We start from the raw sequence: 17183 nt of genomic DNA on the forward strand, positions 1-17183 counted from the left end.
GGACCTAAGGCTTCAGGTCACCCAGTGGATCGTAGGGCTTGGCGGGAGCCTTGGGGTTGTCACCCGGCTTCACATCCCGCGGGGCCTTGGCGGGCCCGATCGGGTCGACCTGAGGATCGGCAAGGTCCGGGGAATCGGGATCGAAACCCAGCTCGTTGCCAGACGAATGTTCAGACGAATGCGGACCGACGGGCGTTGTGGAATGAGCCATGGGCGCCTCCTGATCTCGGCCCGAAATAATGCTCCGGGCCCTTAAAGATCAGAGGCTGGCGATGGGCGAAGGTGCCCGGCGGGTGACCAACGGACTTACTGGCTGGCCAAGGCTTTTTTAGCCTTGGCGGCGGCCTGTTCCTGACCGGCCTGAGCCAGATCGCTGGCGGCCTTGAGCCAACGCTGCTGATCGACATGGGCCGGGATTTGCGTCGGATTCTGGATCAGCACAGCCCAACCACCGGCGTCCTTGAACGCCGACTCGAAGGAGCTGAAGCTCATCAGTTCGCGGCGATTCATCCCGGCCCGCAGCAGGACCGTCTGCTTCTGGCGGTTATAGCCGGCAAGAATGGCGTAACGCGGTTCGGCCCACATGGCCGAGCCTTCGGTAAAGCGCACCATCACCGGATAACCGGCGGCGACTTGCGCCAACAGGGCCGACAGGTTGCTGTCGAGGGGATAAACCACCATCCCGTACTCGCGGGCCAGGTTCTGCATGTTCTGTTGCAACTGGGCTTCGCCCCCCGGCAAATGCAAGGGTTTTTCGAGCAACCCCGGGGTGATCACGATACCCTGCTGAGACAGCATGCTGGCCAGCACCTGCGGCCCGCTTTGATACGCATCGCCCCGGTAGAATCGGCCGCTGAGCTCGACACGCTCCGGCAAACGCTTGATCTCGGGCGCAACGCTCCCGGCACAGCCCGCCAGGCTTGCCACGCAACCGGCGATGAGCATGGCCGACAAAATTCGAGAAAATACCCGCACCATCATCTCTCTCTTGTTCAGGTTCAAACGCCAGGCAATCCCATTCCCGGCTTGGTCGTCGATCATAGGGCGCCGCGTCGCTACGGTATAGCTCTAAACGGTAGTTGCGTGCATTCGATAGAGCGAACTGGTTGGTGACTGCCGACTTTCGGTCAATAGCCTGAAATACAGCAACGGCTAGACTGTTCCCTGAAGGAACGACAGCGAAGCACGTGTGCCCACAGAAGGGCAAAGAGGAGGCACAGATGAGCCTGACCATGATCATTGTGATGTTGATTGGCGGTTGGCTGGCGGTAGCCGCCGCCATGTTGTGGGGCGTGCTGCGCATTACTCGTCGCCACCATCACCCTGTCCAGCCGGCTACTGCGCCGGAAGCGGACAAGACGCCGAACCAACACGCCAACGCCCACTGACCAGACCTTTACCCGAGACCAACAAAAACGGCCGCCTGCACTCCTTCGAGTTCAGGCGGCCGTTTCCTTTAGCGTGGGTCAGGCCTCAGTGGCAGCCCTCTTCTGCCTGGACCGGCGGGACATCATGTTCAACACCTCGATCGCAGCCGAGAATGCCATGGCCGCATAGACGTAGCCTTTCGGTACATGGGCGCCGAAGCCTTCGGCGATCAGCGTCATGCCGATCATGATCAGGAAGCCCAGGGCCAGCATCACCACTGTCGGGTTGTCGTTGATGAACTTGGCCAGCGGATCAGCCGCCAGCAACATCACCAGGACCGACACCACCACCGCGATGACCATGATCGGCAAATGCTCGGTCATGCCGACAGCGGTAATGATGCTGTCGATGGAGAACACCATGTCCAGCATCAGGATCTGACCGATCGCGGCAGCGAAGCCCAGGGTCACGGTCGAGGTCGCCGACTTCGGATCTTCCGGTGCCGGGTCCATGCTGTGATGGATCTCGGTGGTTGCCTTCCACAACAGGAACAGGCCACCGGCAATCAGGATCATGTCTTTCCAGGAAAGCGCGTGGCCGAGAATCTCGATCACCGGATTGGTCAACTGGACGATGAACGCGATGGTGCTCAGCAAACCCAGGCGCAGGATCAACGCCATGCCGATACCGATGCGCCGTGCCCGCTGTCGATTGTGCAAGGGCAGCTTGTTGGTCAGGATCGAGATGAAGATCAGGTTATCGATGCCGAGCACGATCTCCATCACAATCAGGGTGGCAAGGGCGACCCAGGCGGTGGGGCTGGCGGCAAGTTGTAAAAGGTAGTCCATGGGTCAGTCCTGACTCGTTGTAATACGGTTTAGATTTCCTGGGAGGAAGATTCGGTTTTTTCCGAGTCTTTTTCCGATGATTCTTTTTTGCTGATCAACCCGCTGGTGGCGTCACTGAGTGCTTGCTCGGCGGCCTTGTGGGTATCGTCAATCGCCTGTTTGGCGCTTTCGGCAGCCTTGCCCATCAATTGTTGCGCGCTTTTCTCGGCCTGGTCGCAACCGGCCAGTACCAGTAAAGACGTAATCAACAGTGCCGTGGCTTTAAGCTTCATGATGCTTTCCTCGATAGAACGAACGGGACCTAAACGATGGCCCGTTGATAGCGATGCATTCTAGGGAAGTGAATACTTCAGGAAAATTCGTATTTTCAGCGGTTATACTTCGATTTTTACGAAGTGTTAGACGCCATGCTCAACTATCGGCAATTGCATTACTTCTGGGTGGTGGCCAAGACCGGCAGCATCGTGCGCGCCTGCGAGCAACTGAATCTCACGCCACAAACCATCAGTGGGCAGATTTCATTGCTGGAACAGACCTTTGGCATCGAGTTGTTTCGGCGAGTCGGACGGCAACTCGAACTGACCGAGGCCGGCCGCCAGGCCCTGCCCTATGCCGAACAAATGTTCCAGCTCGGTGGCGAACTGGAACTGATGCTGCGGGCACAACCCAATGAACAGCAGATCCTGTTTCGCGTTGGTGTGGCCGACGTGGTGCCCAAGTCCATCGTCTATCGCCTGATCGCACCGACCATGGAGCTGAGCGAACCGCTGCGCATCACCTGTCGCGAAGACAAGCTTGAACGTTTGTTGGCCGACCTGGCGATCCAGCGCCTGGACCTGGTGATCTCCGACAGCCCGATGCCGTCGCACCTGGACATCAAGGGCTACAGTCAGAAACTCGGTGAGTGCGGGATCAGCTTCTTCGCTACCCCTGAGCTGGCGGCCCGTTACGGCCGGGACTTCCCGCGCAACCTGCACGGTGCGCCGCTGCTGATTCCCGGGCCGGAAACCGTGGTGCGCAGCCGTTTGCAACGCTGGTTCGCCGAGCAGCAGATCCAGCCGCAGATTGTCGGTGAGTTCGACGACAGCGCCCTGATGCAGGCCTTCGGCCAATCCGGCAGCGGGATCTTCATCGGCCCGAGCGTGATTGCCGATGAAGTGCAACGCCAATATGGCGTGGAAGTGATTGGCCAGACTGACGCGGTGAGCGAGTCGTTCTATGCCATCTCAGTGGAACGCAAGGTCAAGCACCCCGGCATTGTCGCCATTACCGAAGGTGCCCGACGCGAGTTGTTTACAGCGCTGTAACCTCTTCCCGCGGCTTGAACGTCATCAGGGCGATGGCCAGCAGGATCGACGCCAGAATGAAAGCGGCGGCTGCAAAGCCAAGGCCTTGCAGGCCGACGCTGTTGATCACCCGACCACCGATCATCGCGCCCAAGCCAATACCGAGGTTGGCCCCGGCGATGTTCAGCGACGCGGCGAAGGCCGGCGCTTCGGGCGCCGCTTTCATCAGGCGCACATGGCTGACCAGGAACAACGCCGCCTGGGTCACGCCCCAGATGCCCATCGCCGCCGCCAGACCAAGCGGCGAATGGATGTTCGGCACCAGCGCCACCAGGCCGGCAATCATGAACGCACAGAACATCATCGACGCCATCAGCGGATGACGATCCACCGCCCGGCCGCCCAGGGAGTTGCCGATCAACCCGACCGCGCCGAAGCCCATCAGGCACCAGCCGACCACAGTGCCGTTGAAACCGGCCAGGCGCTCAAGGATGTCCGCCAGATAGGTGTACGCGGTGAACATGCCGCTGAACACAATCACTGACAGCAGCACGTGACCGAGCATCAGCGGGCTGCGCAGGATCTTGAACTGCGACCGGAAGCTCACCTGATGCTGGTGCAGGTTGGTCTTGGGCAGATAGATAAACAGCAGCAACGCCTTGGCAAAGGCGATGACCGCCAGAATCGCGAAGGCACTGCGCCAGCCGAACGCATCGGAAATCAGCGTGCCCACGGGAATGCCGAACACCGTGGCGCAGACGATGCCGAAGCCGATCTTGGCAATGGCGCGACCGGCGTAATCCGGCCCGACGATGTCCACCGCCGTTTCGCTGGCCAAGGCCCAGAACACCGGCAGCCCCAGCGCCGGGATCAAACGGGCAAACGCCATCACCCAGATATTCGGCGCCAGCGCCGCGAGCGTGTTGGCCAGGCCAAACATGATCAGCACCGAGATGAACAGCTTGCGGCGCTCGAAGCGGGCGAAATACGCGGTCAGGAACGGGCCGAACGCGGCGACGGTGAAAGCGAACAGGGTCACCAGCAGGCCGGCCTGCGGGATGCTGACCTCCAGATCCCGGGCGATAGCCGGCAACAGGCCAACGATGACGAATTCCGTGGTCAGCACCGTGAAACCGGCGGCAGACAACAGAAGAATGGGCAACAGCATGCAGAACTCCAGAAAACGACGACACCAGCGATAGCCCGAAGGCCCACTGGCAGACATGAAAATGAGGATGGCGAATCTTAACAGAGTGTTTCCGAACGCGGTTGCACGAACCTGCCTATCTCGTTGAATGCCAGGGTGGCAGTTCGTCACAGGTCTGAAAGATCACTCCTACGCTGTGATAAAGTCCGCGCCCTGTAAAACGTACACCCAGTGTTCGTCGGCCATTTTTGGCGTCGATGTCACGATCCTCTTCGGTTTCCTGCGGGCTGCATGCGCGGTGAAACCTTGCACATATAAAAAATCAGAGATGCCGTTTTATGACTGCTTCATCCCCTTCTCTATTGCACCGCCTTAAACGCTTGAGCCTGGTCACACAGATCGTGATCGGCCTGATCGCCGGCATTGCCCTGGCGCTGATTGCCCCCGACATGGCGAAGTCCACGGCGTTCATCGGCAAAGTGTTTGTCTCGGCGCTGAAAGCCGTCGCGCCGATTCTGGTGTTCGTGCTGGTCATGGCGTCGATTGCCAACCACAAGCACGGCCAGGAAACCCACATCCGGCCGATTCTGTTCCTGTATCTGCTGGGCACTTTCGCCGCGGCCGTGGTGGCGGTGGTTGCCAGCATGACGTTCCCGTCGAACCTGGTGCTGTCGACCCAGGACGTCGCGGTCACAGCGCCAGGCGGGATTGGCGAAGTGTTGCAAAGCCTGTTGCTGAGCGTGGTCGATAATCCGGTCAGTGCCCTGATGAACGCCAACTTCATCGGTATCCTGGCCTGGGCCATCGGCATGGGCATCGCCATTCGCCATGCTGGCAACACCACCCGTGAAGTACTGGGCGACCTGTCCAACGGTGTGACCGTGATCGTGCGAGTGGTGATTCGCTTCGCACCGCTAGGCATCTTCGGCCTGGTGGCCTCGACCCTGGCCACTTCCGGTTTCGGCGCCTTGATCGGTTACGCCCACCTGCTGGCCGTGCTGCTGGGCTGCATGCTGTTCGTGGCGCTGGTGATGAACCCGCTCATCGTGTTCTGGAAACTGCGTCGCAACCCGTACCCGCTGGTGCTCACCTGCCTGCGCGAAAGCGGCATCACGGCGTTCTTCACCCGTAGCTCGGCGGCGAACATTCCGGTCAACCTGGAGTTGAGCAAGCGACTGGGCCTGCACGAAGACACCTACTCGGTATCGATCCCGCTGGGCGCGACCATCAACATGGCCGGCGCAGCGATCACCATCACCGTACTGACCCTGGCGGCCGTGCACACGCTGGGCATCGCCGTGGACATTCCGACCGCGATCCTGTTGAGCGTCGTCGCAGCCATCTGCGCCTGCGGCGCCTCGGGTGTGGCCGGTGGTTCGCTGTTGCTGATTCCACTGGCGTGCAGCCTGTTCGGCATCCCGAGCGAAATCGCCATGCAGGTGGTGGCGGTTGGTTTCATCATTGGTGTGTTGCAGGACTCGGCGGAAACCGCGCTGAACTCCTCCACCGACGTGCTGTTCACCGCGGCGGCTTGCCTGGGTGAAGAGCAGAAAGCCGAACGTCTGGCCTGACACCATCCCCTTGTAGGAGCGAGCCTGCTCGCGATGGACGTCAACGATAACGCGTACCGTCTGGATAAACGCGTAGTACTCAGGTTCATCGCGAGCAAGCTCGCTCCTACAAAAAAGCCCGCCAAGGCGCAAACCTTGGCGGGCTTTTTTGTACCTGGACGGTTTAGAACGCGCCCATGTAGTCGCGCTTGCCCACTTCCACGCCGTTGTGGCGCAGCAGTGCGTAAGTGGTGGTGACGTGGAAGAAGAACTGCGGCAGGCCGTAGGTCAGCAGGTAGGACTGGCCGCTGAAGCGCTTCTCTTTAGGCGTGCCCGGACGGGTGACGATCTCGATGCCTTCCTTGCCGTTGATCTGCTCCGGCGTGAACTCGCCGATGTAGGCCAGAACCTTGGCGATCAGTGCTTGCAGCTCGGCGAAGGTGGTTTCAGTGTCGTCGTACTTCGGCAGCTCGACTTCGGCCAGACGCGAAGAAATGCCTTTGGCGAAATCAACGGCGATCTGCACCTGACGCACCAGCGGGAACATGTCCGGGAACAGGCGCGCTTGCAGGAAGGCGTTAGGGTCGATGTTTTTTTCGGTGGCGTGAGCCTCGGCCTTTTTCAGTACATCACTCAGGGCGTTGAGCATTTGCTGGAAAACAGGCACGGAAGCGTCGTACAGGGAAATGGTCATGGCAGGTCTCGTGTGGTGACGGAGGGAAACGTCGGCCACCTGTAGGAGCGAGCCTGCTCGCGATGGACTCAGGCGCAACGCGTTTATCCAGAATCAACGCGTTATCGTTAACGTCCATCGCGAGCAGGCTCGCTCCCACAGGTGATCGGTTTTGGAACGTGGGCCGATTATAGCCATGCACGCCCCTCCCCGGACCGGACTTTTTTAGCTGCCGTAAACCTTCGCCGCCGGAACGGCCTGAGTCATCAGCTGCGCAATCGCCTCGCCCATCTCGCCGACTGCCCAACGGCCCTGGCGATCCAGTTGCGGACCACGGCGCCAGCCGTCGGCGATCGACAACTTGCCGCCCTCGACTTCGAACATCTGCCCGGTCACCTCGGCGGAAGCCTCGGAGCCCAGCCACACCACCAGCGGTGCGACGTTTTCCGGGGCGAAGTAATCGAAGCCTTCTTCAGGCTTTTTCATGGCGTCGGCGAACACTTGCTCGGTCATCCCGGTGCGCGCGGCCGGCGCCAGGGCGTTGGCGGTGATCCCGTAGCGGCGCAGTTCAGCCGCCTGCACCAGCGTCAGCGAGGCAATACCGCCCTTGGCCGCCGCGTAGTTGGACTGGCCAATGGAACCCTGCAAACCGGCGCCGGAGCTGGTGTTGATAATCCGCGCATCGACCTTGGCACCGCCCTTGGCCTGCTCGCGCCAGTACTTCACGGCGTGGCTGGAAATGCAGAAGTGGCCTTTGAGGTGCACGGCTACCACGGCGTCCCAGTCGGCTTCGCTGAGGCTGGCGAACATGCGGTCGCGGCAGATGCCGGCGTTATTGACCACCACGTTCAGGTCGCCGAAGGTTTCGATGGCCTGGCGCACGATCAGCCCCGCCGAGTCATAGCGGGTGATGTCATCGCTGTTGGCCACGGCACTGCCGCCCTGGCCGAGGATTTCGCCGACCACGGCGAGCGCCGCTTCGCGGTTGATGTCGTTGACCACCACTTTCGCGCCTTCGGCAGCGAAGGCCAGCGCGTAGGCACGGCCCAGGCCACCGCCGGCACCGGTGATGATCACCACGCGGTTTTCACAGATTTTCATGTTCTACATCCTTCAAATTCATCACGGGTCGACACAATCCCCTGTAGGAGCGAGCCTGCTCGCGATGGTCGTTAACGAATACGCGGGGTATCTGGATAACCGCGTCGTTCTTGAGTCCATCGCGAGCAGGCTCGCTCCTACAGGATCGGTGTGCATCCTGGTTTACAAACGTTCGATAATCGTCACATTGGCCTGTCCACCGCCTTCGCACATGGTCTGCATGCCGAAGCGTCCGCCGCTGCGTTCCAGTTCATGGAGCAAGGTGCACATCAAGCGGGTACCGGTGGCGCCCAGCGGATGGCCGAGGGCAATCGCGCCGCCATTGACGTTGGTCTGTTCATGGGGATAACCGGTCTCTTTCAACCAAGCCATGGCCACCGAAGCAAAGGCTTCGTTGATCTCCACCCGGTCGATGTCTTCGAGCTTCATACCGGCACGCTTGAGTGCGTAAGCGGTGGCCGGGATCGGCGCGGTGAGCATCCAGATCGGGTCTTCGGCACGCACGCTCAGGTGGTGGATACGCGCGCGAGGTGTCAGGCCGTAACGCTTGAGCGCCGCCTCCGAAACGATCAGCATCGCGCTGGCCGCGTCACAGGTCTGGCTCGACACCGCGGCGGTCACCCGGTCGCAGCCGAACAGGAATTCCAGCTCGGCCATTTTTTCCAGGCTGGTCTGGCGCGGCGTTTCGTCATGCAGCACGCCGGCCAGTGGCACGATCTCGCGGTTGAAGCGGCCCTGCTCGATGGCCTGCAAGGCACGTCGATGGGACTCAAGCGAATAGGCTTCAAGTTGCGCCCGGGACAGGTCCCACTTTTCGGCGATCATCTGCGCCGAACGGAACTGCGTCGGGGGTTGCGCGCCATAGCGCCGCACCCAGCCTTCGGAACCGCTGAATGGATCGGTGAAGCCCAAGGGCTCGGCGGCAATCATCGCCGAGGAAATCGGGATTTTGGTCATGGTCTGCACGCCACCGGCGATGACTACGTCCTGGGTGCCGCTCATCACCGCCTGGGCGGCGAAGTGCACCGCTTGCTGGGACGAACCGCACTGGCGATCGATGGTGGTGCCCGGCACCGCTTGCGACAGGCCGGCCGCCAGCCAACTGGTGCGGGCGATGTCACCGGCCAGCGGACCGATGGTGTCGACACAGCCGAAGATCACGTCGTCGTAATCCTCGTCGGGAATGGCGTTGCGCTCGACCAGCGCGCGCAACACATGGGCGCCCAGGTCGGCGGCGTGAATCTGGCTCAGACCACCCTTGCGCCGCCCGGTGGGCGTGCGCAGGGCGTCGACGATATAGGCTTCAGGCATGGTGTACCTCGGTGAAGAAATTGAAATCTGGTATTGAGAGTGCCGAAAATCCTGTGGGAGCGAGCCTGCTCGCGAAGGCGGTGTATCAGGCAACATGAATAGTGAATGTGCCGGCCTCTTCGCGAGCAGGCTCGCTCCCACAGGGATGTAGTCACCCTTAATGACTGGTTAGAACGTACTACCCGCTCCCAGCGCGAGCTTGCCGTCAAACAGCGCCGCGCGAATCCGCCCTTTGTGATGGCCGCGATCGCCCCAGACCTTGTCCAGGGCCCAGGCGCGTTTCATGAACAGATGCAAGTCGACTTCCCAGGTGTAACCCATGGCGCCGTGGGCCTGGATGGTGTTCTTCGTCGCGAGCATGGCCGCTTCCGCCGTCGCCAGCTTGGCGTGGGACACCAGCACGTCCTGCCCCGGTTGCTGCTCAGCCACCGCATACGCAGCGCGGTACAGCGGACCTTTGGCGAACTCGATCTGCACCGCAACGTTGGCCATCAAGTGCTTGACCGCCTGGAACGAACCCACCGGCTTGCCGAACTGTTTGCGTTCGAAGGTGTAGTCCACCGCCAGGTCGACCATGCGTTTGGCCAGCCCGAGCAATTGCGCGGCACTGGCGAGGGCGCCACGGTTGAAGGCGGCCGTCCACAGGCGTTGGCCCTGCTCGCCGCTGGCGACGCAAGTGGCAGGGGTAGGCGTCCACTCGACCTGGAACAGTTGACGACTCGGGTCGACCGACTCGTTGCGGGTCAGGCGTACGGCATCACGCTCCAGTGCGTGCACTTCATCGCCATTGGCCAGCAACAGCAGATCAGCGACATGGGCATCGCTGACCAGCGGATTACCTGGCTCGGCCACCGCGAGACGTGCACGGCCCTCGGCCACTCGCGACAGCCATTTTTGTTTAAGTGGCGCATGTTGCTCATCGAGGGCTGCGAGCAATGGCACGCCGACCAGCATGGTGTCCACCAGCGGTTCGGGCAGACCGGCGTAACCGCATTCCTGAGCGATCAGCACGAAGTCCAACTCATTCATGCCCATGCCGTCCTGCGCCTCGGGCACTGTCAGGGCGGTCAGGCCGAGTTCTACCAGTTGCGCCCAGAGTTGCTCACTGCGCCCGCTGTCGCTCTGCCACAGTTCGCGGATGCGTTCCGGGGTGACTTCGTTGATCAGGAAGCTGCGGACGTTGTCCTGAAACAGCAATTGGTCGCGGCTGAAACTAAAGTCCATGGTCTATTCCTCAGGCACGCGGCATGCCGAGCATGCGTTCGGCAATGATGTTGCGCTGGATCTCGTTGGTGCCGGCGTAGATCGGCCCGGCCTGGGCAAACAGGAAACCTTCCAGCCAATGGCCGACGTCACCGGCGGCCGGGGCTTGCGGCAGCAGTTCGCCGCGCAGGCCGAGAATGCTCATGGCGGTGTCGTGCATGCGCTGATCGAGTTCCGACCAGAAGATCTTGTTGGTCGACGACTCCGGCCCGATCTTGCCGCCCTGCACCAGTTGCGAGGCGGTCATGTAGGTGCTCAGGGTGTAGGCCTCGGCATCCAGCCAGGCGCGCATCACCGCCTCGCCAATGGCCGGGTCGCGGTCGGCCTGCTCGCGGTGGGCCAGGTACAGTTGCACCAGACGCTTGGCGGTTTCCTGGAAGCGTGCCGGTGAACGCAGCAACAAACCACGCTCGAAACCGGCGGTGGACATCGCCACGTGCCAACCCATGCCTTCGCCACCGAGGGCGTTCTCCACCGGCACCTTGACGTCGTCGAAGAAAATCTCGGCGAAACCCGGCAAGCCGTTGAGCTGCGGAATCGGCCGCACGGTGATGCCCGGCGTGTCCAGCGGCAGCAGGATGAAGGTCAGGCCGTGATGACGCTGGGACTGCGAGTCGGTACGGAAAATACCGAACGCCCAATCGGCCCACACCGCGCGGGTCGACCAGGTTTTCTGGCCATTGATCACGTAGTGGTCGCCCACCCGCTCTGCCTTGGAACGGATCGCCGCCATGTCGGAACCGGCACCCGGCTCGGACCAGGCCTGGGCCCAGATGTCTTCGCCGGTGGCCATGCGCGGCAGGAATCGCGCCTTCTGCTCTGCGCTGCCGTACTCCATCAGGGTCGGGCCGAGCAGGAAGATGCCGTTCTGGTTGACCCGTGCCGGGGCGCCAGAGCGGTAGTATTCCTCTTCGAAAATCAGCCACTCGATCAGGTCGCAGCCGCGTCCGCCGAGTTCGGTCGGCCAGGTGACCATGCCCCAACGGCCTTCATTGAGCTTGGCTTCCCACGCCCGATGCTGGGCAAAGCCAGGCTCGGTGTCGAACGATTGCAGCGGTTCACTCGGTACATTGGCCGCCAGCCAGGTCCGCGCCTCGGCACGAAAGGCCTGCTGGGCCGGGGTATAGGTCAGGTCCATGGATATGCCTTCAGCCGTTGAATCGGGCATCGCGTTTCTCGACGAACGAGTCGCGTGCTTCCTGAGAGTCCAGTGAGCGGTAGGCTTCGAGGGTGAAGCCCTGCTCCCAGCGGTATTTGTCTTCCAGATTGCCGTCTTCGATGCCGCTCAACGCCTCCTTGGCCAGGCTGATCATGCCGGGGCTCTTGGCGGCGATGGTGCGGGCGATCTGCAACGCGGCTTCGCGCAAGTCTTCGCGCTTGACCACCCGCTCCACCGCGCCCAGGCGGTAGGCCTCGGCGGCGTCGATCGCCTCGCCGGTGAAGTACATGTGGCGGACCTTCTGCACCGGGAACAGGCGCTGCAAATGCGCACCGCCGCCCATGGCCCCGCGATCCACTTCCGGCACGCCGAAGGTGGCGCACTCGGCAGCGACGATGATGTCGGCAGCGCCGCAGATACCAATGCCGCCGCCCAGCACAAAGCCGTGCACAGCAACGATCACCGGTTTCGGGTTGCGGTGGATGGCCTTGAAGCTGTCGTAGTTGCCCTTGTTCACCGCGACGATCAGGTTGCCGTCGGCGGCCAGTTCCTTGATATCGACCCCAGCGCAGAAGCCGCGACCTTCGGCACGGATCACGATCACCCGCACGTCGCTGTTGCGGCCCAGGCCCTCGATCTCGCTGGCGATATCGGCCCAGCCCTGGCAGTTGAAAGCGTTGACCGGTGGTCGGTTGAAGACCAGTTCGGCAATGCCGTTATCGATACTCACGCTAAATGGTTTCATGCCTTTCCCCTTCACGACACACGGCGGCACAGCTCGCCCAGGCGCGCTTCGGCGTCGCGGACGATCTGTTCAATCAATTGGGCGCAGCTGGGCAAGCTGTCGATGGATGCGGCGATCTGCCCGGCGGGCAACACGCCCGAGGCCGGTTGCCCGTCGACCATGGCTTTCTGGATCACCATCGGCGCGTTGGCGGCCATGATGCTTTGCGCGGCGGTCAACTCTCCGCTGCCGCGCATCTTCAGCGCGCTGGTCAGCAGTTGCGTCAGGCTCATGCCCGTATGGCGGCGATACGCCAGGCCACTCTGCAACGCCAGCAACAGGCGCTTGAAGCCGCCGCTGTTTTCCAGCTGGTTAAGCAATTCGTTGCGGATCATCCGTTGCGGCATGCCGTCGATGGCGCGGCTGATGATGATCGCCGCCGGGTCCTTGACCGCCAGGTAACGGGCCAGGGTCGCCTGGGGCACCGGGCTGTCGGCGCACATCAAAAAGCGTGTGCCCATGGCGATGCCTTCGGCGCCGTAGGCCAAGGCCGAAACCAGCCCCTTGCCATCCTTGAATCCGCCGGCCGCCACCACGGGCACCGATACGGCATTGACCACCTGATCCAGCAACATCGAGGTCGGTACGGAACCGGTGTGTCCCCCGCCCTCGCCGCCCTGTACGGTCACCGCATCGGCGCCCATTTCCACGGCTTTCTGCGCATGCTTGAGCGCGCCCACCGTGGGAATGCACACCACGCCGGCATCCTTCAAGCGACTGATCATTTGCTTGCCCGGCGAACGGCTGTAGCTGACCGCCCGGACTTTGTGGCGCAACACCAGCTCGACGATCTCGCCGGCATTGGCCTGGTACATATGGAAATTCACGCCGAACGGCTGATCGGTCAGGCGCCGGGTTTCGATAATCGCCGCTTCCATCTGCTGCGGTTCGATGGTCGCCCCGGCGAGGAAACCAAAGCCACCGGCATTGCCCGTGGCCGCCACCAGTTTCGGGTCGGCGACCCAGCCCATGGCGGTCTGGATGATCGGGTAGCGGCAACCGAGCAGTTCAGTCAAACGGGTATTCAACGAGATCGCCATGTTCACGCCTCGCCCGCTTTGCGCTGGGAACTGGCCATGGCCTTGGCGTCGTAGCCGCCGAGGCGGTCGCCGGACACCAGTTCATTGTGGGCATGGGCGAAGTGATGCAAGCCGAACACCATGTCCATGGTCGCGCGCTTGCCCATCAGGTCTTCGGCGTTGTTCACCGCTTGCTTGCTCAGTTGCAGGCCCAGGCGCGGCATCTGTGCAATGCGCCCGGCGATGTCGAGGGTCTGTTGTTCCAGCTCGTCGCGAGCCACCACCCGATTGAGCATGCCCATCTGATAGGCACGCGGCGCTGGCATGCGCTCGCCGAGGAACAGGAATTCCTTGGCGATGCGCGGATTAAGTTCATGCACGTGGGCGAAATACTCGACCCCGGGAATGCCCATGCGCACCACCGGATCGGCGAAATAAGCGTCCTCGCTGGCAACGATCAGGTCGCAGACCCAGGCCAGCATCAAGCCACCGGCAATGCACGCGCCCTGGACCATGGCGATGGTCGGCTTGGGCATCTCGCGCCAGCGGCGGCACATGCCCAGATAGACTTCCTGCTCCCGGGCATAAAGAAACTCGCCGCCCGGTTTGTTCACATGGTCGTACCACAGGCTGGCGCGGTCGAAGGTCTTGTCGACGTCGCGGCCCGGGGTGCCGATGTCATGCCCGGCGGAGAAATGCTTGCCGGCACCACGCAGCACGATGACCTTCACTTCATCGTCATCGCAGGCCCGGCGAAACGCCGCATCCAGCGCATAAGTCATCTGCGAGTTCTGCGCGTTGTGGAACTCGGGGCGGTTCATGGTGACCAGGGCCACCGCGCCACGCACCTCGTACAGCACCACCTCGGCCTGATTGTTATCGTTATGTTCAGCCATCATTTTTCTCCGCAACGCGTTGCTCAGCGTTGGCCTGGCGGGTTGTCTTTGAGTTGCAGGGCGCGCAGGTTGTGCGGGTCCAGACGCTGGATCAGCTGCAACTGCTCGGCCGTCGGTGCCGCGGTGGTCGGACAGTCGTTCGGCACGTGCAATTCGAAGCCGGTGTTGTCCTGGACTTGCGCCGCCGTCACGCCGGGGTGCAGCGAACGGATGCGCATCTGCCGCTGCGGACCCTGGAAATCCAGGACACAGAGGTCGGTGATGATCAGGCGGATATCGATGTCGTCCAGCGACCAGCCCCGCGCCAGGCGAGCCGGGTTGTAGCCGACCGAGGCGACCATATCGACCTCGCCTTCGACGAACACCCGACGGTTATGGCTCGGTACGCAAAACGAGTTGGCATGGCTGATCGAGTTGCCGGGAAAACCGCGCACGCCGAGCATCTGCGCTTTCGGCTTGGCGTAGTCGCCGATGCAGGAAATGTTGGCCTGGCCGTAACGGTCGATCTGGGTCGGGCCGACCAGCGCGTGGCGCTTGCCGCCCCAGACGTTGTCGAAAATCCGCGAGAAACCCATCCAGCTGTCGCGCTTGGGCTCGTAGCCTTTGCGCGCGCCCAAGGGCACCGGCTCGGCGACCATGTAGGCTTCGGAGTCGGTCATCAACAGTTGCGGGTTGCTGGTCAACATGGCCAGCGAAGCGGCCAGACGCGGAATCACGCCGATACCGGAGGCCAATACTTCGCCGTCTTCGCGCCAGGCTTCGGAGGCCGCGCAGATCATCAACTCAGCGAGGCTGAAATCAGTAGTGCTCATCGAAAGGCTCCTTAGAAAATCGGCAACGGCAGTTCACGGATCGCAGCCAGGCCGCCGACCTTTTCCAGATACTGTTCTTGGGTGCAGTCGACGTAGTCGCGCACGTAGCCCTGCCAGCCATCGGCCGCCTGGACCGTGGCGTTGTAGGCCTTGAAGTGCGCGACGTCGAAACCGTACAGCGGCGCGCACGAAGACGGATGCGCCCCGCCCGGCACGTGGGCCACGGCGGTGGTCAGGTTGCGTTCCCAGAACACTTGATGCGCGTGAGCGCTGTCCTGATGGAAATACTCGCTGTCGACCAGCTCATCGCAGGTCACGTAGCTGTGGGTCGCGGCCCGCACGAACAGGTCGTCCATGTAGTGATCGGGTCCGCTGATCTGGCACACGCCGCGTTTGTCGGCGCGGTCGACGTGCACCAGCGCCGCGTCGAGCTTGAGCGCCGGCATGGCAACCCAATCCTTGTCATCGGCATAGGGCGAGGCGATCAACTTGATCTGGCGGTTGTGGCGCAGCACATCAGTGCCCAGGCCCACGGCGGTCGGAATGAACGGCACATTCATCGCCGCCGCCCGCAGGCCGAGCAGCAGCATGCCTTCGTCGATCTCCATCACTTCCAGCGCCGCTTCCTGGCGCGCCTTGCGGAAATACGGCTCCAGCGGAATGAAATCCAGGGAGACGAAGGCGAACACCAGTTTTTTGATCTTGCCCGCAGCGCAGAGCATGCCGACATCGGCACCGCCGTAGGCAACCACGGTCAGGTCCTTGAGGTCCGAGCGCAGAATCTCGCGCACCAGCGCCATCGGCTTGCGCCGAGGGCCCCAACCACCGATACCGATGGTCATGCCGTCACGCAGTTGGCCGACAATTTCGGCGGTGCTCATTTGCTTGTCCATCGTCTTGTTCCTCATTGGCGACCGACACTGAAGTCGTGGCCCCAGTGGCTGACCACGGTGCTTTCGAACGGCGTGTGGCGGTCCCAGTCGACCACCAGGCCATCGCAGCCGTATTCCAGGTCAAACCCGGACGGGGTCTTGATATAGAAAGAAATCATCTGGTCGTTGGTGTGCTGGCCGAGGGTGGCCGACAGCTTCACGCCGTTGGCGTGGACGCGGTCCAGGGCGCGGCCGACTTCGTCCAGCGCGTTGACCTCGACCATCATGTGCACGCAACCGTGGGGCATCGGGCACTCGAAAATCGCCAGCGAGTGATGGCGGCCGTTGTTGCAGTGCAGGAAGTGAATGCGTTTTTGCGGCTCGGCCGGGTCCGGGGTGAAGCGGACTTTCATCAGGTCCGACAGGCCGAAACCCATCACCTGCTCATAGAAATCGCGGCAGCGCTCGAAGGCCGGCGCCGGCAGCACCACGTGGCCCATGCCGAGGTCGTTGGTGACAAAACCTTTGACGCCGACTGGCGAGACGAAACGGGCGAAATCCTGCAACGGGCCCCAGAAAATTTCGTGGCGGTTGCCATCCGGATCACTGAAGTGCGCCAGTTCCTGGACCTTGCGCAACTCCGCTTCGGCGGCGGTGCCACGGGTCACTTGCACGTCGGCCTGTTGCAACTCGCTGACCGCCTGTTCCAGGGCTGCTCTGCCGGCCACTTCCCAGCCGCAGGCACCGAAGCTGTTCTCGGCATTCTTCTGCACCAGGATGCGGTAGTGACGCTCGTCCATTTTCAGGTACAGGTGCTCGTCGTCATCAGATCCGATGACCATCATGCCCAGCACCTGGCTTGCGTAATGGCGCCATTGCGCCAGGTCGCTGGATAACAGGGTGACGTAACCCAGACCACGGATATCCATGGATGCACTCCTCGTTTTTCTCAGGCGGTGCCGCCCTTCGGCGACTGCCGGGGGAGACTTTATGTAGGGCCTATTCAAACGGGTTCGGGGAGGGGCAACATCGTCCAATGGGACTAGCGGATTTGATGGCTTGTGACGCGAAAAACCTGTGGGAGCGAGCCTGCT

The 17183-nt window shown here is 62.1% G+C and carries 19 protein-coding genes; 3 read left to right on the plus strand and 16 right to left on the minus strand.

Annotation, left to right across the window (positions count from 1 at the left end; all coding sequences use genetic code 11):
* Positions 1 to 4: 4 nt before the first annotated feature.
* Complete coding sequence (locus tag AC3IT9_RS19610; protein WP_057714089.1) at positions 5 to 211, minus strand: DUF6021 family protein; 207 nt, start codon at positions 209 to 211, stop codon at positions 5 to 7.
* 95 nt (positions 212 to 306) lie between these two features.
* A complete protein-coding gene (locus tag AC3IT9_RS19615; protein WP_150725875.1) occupies positions 307 to 1041 on the minus strand; it encodes a C39 family peptidase in 735 nt (244 codons plus the stop codon).
* 179 nt (positions 1042 to 1220) lie between these two features.
* Between AC3IT9_RS19615 and AC3IT9_RS19620 the strand changes: the two genes are divergently transcribed.
* Positions 1221 to 1388: a hypothetical protein gene (locus tag AC3IT9_RS19620; RefSeq protein WP_489270780.1), complete on the plus strand. Its 168-nt coding sequence runs from the start codon at positions 1221 to 1223 to the stop codon at positions 1386 to 1388.
* Between the two features lie 78 nt (positions 1389 to 1466).
* Here AC3IT9_RS19620 and AC3IT9_RS19625 read toward each other — a convergent pair whose 3' ends face one another.
* The gene (locus AC3IT9_RS19625) at positions 1467 to 2216 is read right to left on the minus strand and encodes a TerC family protein (RefSeq protein ID WP_150725874.1); all 750 of its coding nucleotides are present in this window, start codon (positions 2214 to 2216) and stop codon (positions 1467 to 1469) included.
* 29 nt (positions 2217 to 2245) lie between these two features.
* Complete coding sequence (locus AC3IT9_RS19630; RefSeq protein WP_102672741.1) at positions 2246 to 2488, minus strand: hypothetical protein; 243 nt, start codon at positions 2486 to 2488, stop codon at positions 2246 to 2248.
* Between the two features lie 135 nt (positions 2489 to 2623).
* Between AC3IT9_RS19630 and nhaR the strand changes: the two genes are divergently transcribed.
* Positions 2624 to 3523, plus strand: a complete 900-nt coding sequence (gene nhaR, locus AC3IT9_RS19635; protein WP_150725873.1) for a transcriptional activator NhaR — start codon at positions 2624 to 2626, stop codon at positions 3521 to 3523.
* Here nhaR and AC3IT9_RS19640 read toward each other — a convergent pair.
* Positions 3510 to 4670, minus strand: a complete 1161-nt coding sequence (locus tag AC3IT9_RS19640; RefSeq protein ID WP_489270781.1) for an MFS transporter — start codon at positions 4668 to 4670, stop codon at positions 3510 to 3512. The genes nhaR and AC3IT9_RS19640 overlap by 14 nt on opposite strands.
* A 317-nt stretch (positions 4671 to 4987) precedes the next feature.
* Here AC3IT9_RS19640 and sstT point away from each other — a divergent pair, with 317 nt between their 5' ends.
* Positions 4988 to 6220 carry a serine/threonine transporter SstT gene (sstT, locus tag AC3IT9_RS19645; RefSeq protein WP_095944359.1) on the plus strand — a complete coding sequence of 411 codons (1233 nt, stop codon included), beginning with the start codon at positions 4988 to 4990 and terminating at the stop codon, positions 6218 to 6220.
* A 163-nt stretch (positions 6221 to 6383) separates the two neighbouring features.
* Here the strand turns inward: sstT and AC3IT9_RS19650 are convergent, their stop codons facing one another.
* The 11 genes from AC3IT9_RS19650 to AC3IT9_RS19700 form a co-directional block, all read right to left on the minus strand.
* Complete coding sequence (locus tag AC3IT9_RS19650) at positions 6384 to 6893, minus strand: DUF1993 domain-containing protein (RefSeq protein ID WP_008048828.1); 510 nt, start codon at positions 6891 to 6893, stop codon at positions 6384 to 6386.
* 204 nt (positions 6894 to 7097) lie between these two features.
* The gene (locus AC3IT9_RS19655) at positions 7098 to 7973 is read right to left on the minus strand and encodes an SDR family oxidoreductase (protein WP_150759499.1); all 876 of its coding nucleotides are present in this window, start codon (positions 7971 to 7973) and stop codon (positions 7098 to 7100) included.
* A gap of 162 nt (positions 7974 to 8135) precedes the next feature.
* On the minus strand, positions 8136 to 9284 hold the full coding sequence (locus tag AC3IT9_RS19660; RefSeq protein ID WP_423503248.1) for an acetyl-CoA C-acetyltransferase: 1149 nt from the start codon (positions 9282 to 9284) through the stop codon (positions 8136 to 8138).
* Between the two features lie 168 nt (positions 9285 to 9452).
* Positions 9453 to 10508, minus strand: coding sequence for an acyl-CoA dehydrogenase family protein (locus AC3IT9_RS19665; RefSeq protein ID WP_423503246.1), 1056 nt, complete (start codon positions 10506 to 10508; stop codon positions 9453 to 9455).
* Positions 10509 to 10518: 10 nt separating this feature from the next.
* Positions 10519 to 11685, minus strand: a complete 1167-nt coding sequence (locus tag AC3IT9_RS19670; RefSeq protein ID WP_150759542.1) for an acyl-CoA dehydrogenase family protein — start codon at positions 11683 to 11685, stop codon at positions 10519 to 10521.
* A 10-nt stretch (positions 11686 to 11695) separates the two neighbouring features.
* Positions 11696 to 12451 (minus strand): enoyl-CoA hydratase family protein, encoded by a 756-nt coding sequence (locus AC3IT9_RS19675; protein ID WP_489270783.1) that lies wholly within the window; start codon positions 12449 to 12451, stop codon positions 11696 to 11698.
* An 11-nt stretch (positions 12452 to 12462) separates the two neighbouring features.
* Positions 12463 to 13530 (minus strand): NAD(P)H-dependent flavin oxidoreductase, encoded by a 1068-nt coding sequence (locus AC3IT9_RS19680; protein ID WP_489270784.1) that lies wholly within the window; start codon positions 13528 to 13530, stop codon positions 12463 to 12465.
* Positions 13531 to 13532: 2 nt separating this feature from the next.
* Positions 13533 to 14405, minus strand: a complete 873-nt coding sequence (locus tag AC3IT9_RS19685) for an enoyl-CoA hydratase (protein WP_151214479.1) — start codon at positions 14403 to 14405, stop codon at positions 13533 to 13535.
* A gap of 23 nt (positions 14406 to 14428) precedes the next feature.
* Positions 14429 to 15217, minus strand: coding sequence for a CoA-transferase subunit beta (locus AC3IT9_RS19690; protein WP_489270785.1), 789 nt, complete (start codon positions 15215 to 15217; stop codon positions 14429 to 14431).
* Between the two features lie 11 nt (positions 15218 to 15228).
* The gene (locus AC3IT9_RS19695; RefSeq protein WP_489270786.1) at positions 15229 to 16110 is read right to left on the minus strand and encodes a CoA transferase subunit A; all 882 of its coding nucleotides are present in this window, start codon (positions 16108 to 16110) and stop codon (positions 15229 to 15231) included.
* An 11-nt stretch (positions 16111 to 16121) separates the two neighbouring features.
* Positions 16122 to 17018 carry a VOC family protein gene (locus AC3IT9_RS19700; protein ID WP_489270787.1) on the minus strand — a complete coding sequence of 299 codons (897 nt, stop codon included), beginning with the start codon at positions 17016 to 17018 and terminating at the stop codon, positions 16122 to 16124.
* Positions 17019 to 17183 lie beyond the last annotated feature (165 nt).

The sequence above is a fragment of the Pseudomonas sp. KH_046_1 genome, assembly GCF_057839025.1.